This is a genomic window from Erwinia sp. MYb416, from assembly GCF_037479575.1.
Lineage (GTDB): Bacteria > Pseudomonadota > Gammaproteobacteria > Enterobacterales > Enterobacteriaceae > Erwinia > Erwinia rhapontici.
The window spans coordinates 1-684 of record NZ_JBBGYT010000159.1 but is presented as its reverse complement, the minus strand read 5'-3'; the positions used below and the strand labels follow the sequence as shown (position 1 = coordinate 684).

At 57.7% G+C, this 684-nt stretch carries 1 protein-coding gene; it reads left to right on the top strand.

The window, feature by feature from the left end:
• The coding region (locus WH277_RS01520) for a low temperature requirement protein A (protein WP_339503973.1) at positions 1–684 on the top strand (684 nt) is incomplete at both ends.

Here is a 684-nt window from a genome sequence, read left to right as displayed (position 1 = left end):
CATTATGGTTACTGCCCGCCGGGCATTTGCTGCGGCATAATTTCCAGCGCATCCTCGGCTGGATGTGTATTTCTGGGGTGTTCTGGCTGTGGGGTGGCATTGCAGAAGGGCCGGAACGCCTTGTGCTGTGGGGGATAGCTGTCGCCTGTACCTACTTTTCTCCGATGTTTGGTTTCCCGCTGCCGGGCCTGGGCCGTTCAGACAGCAGCAGTGAATGGACCATAGAAGGGCACCATCTGGCGGAGCGTTGTCAGCTGTTTGTCATTGTCGCACTGGGTGAAACCATTCTGATTACTGGCGCAACGCTCAGTGAAACCGACGTGTGGGATGCGCCGATTATTATTGCCTCGCTGGTGGCGTTTATCGGGAGCCTGGCGATGTGGTGGGTCTATTTCGATACCAGCAGTAAAGCGGGCAGCCACGCTATACAGCATGCCGATAATCCAGGGCAGATGGGCGCCTGCTTCCACTATGTGCACGTGGTGCTGGTCGGCGCGATTATTGTCTGCGCAGTGGCGAATGAGCTGGTGATTGCCCATCCCGATGGACATATCGACATGGCCGCGGCAGCCGTTCTGCTGCTCGGCCCGGCGGTCTATCTGCTGGCCAATGCGATTTACAAACTGATGGTCTACGGCCGGTTTCCGCTGTCGCATATTGTGGGGCTGGTGGCGCTGGCAGGAT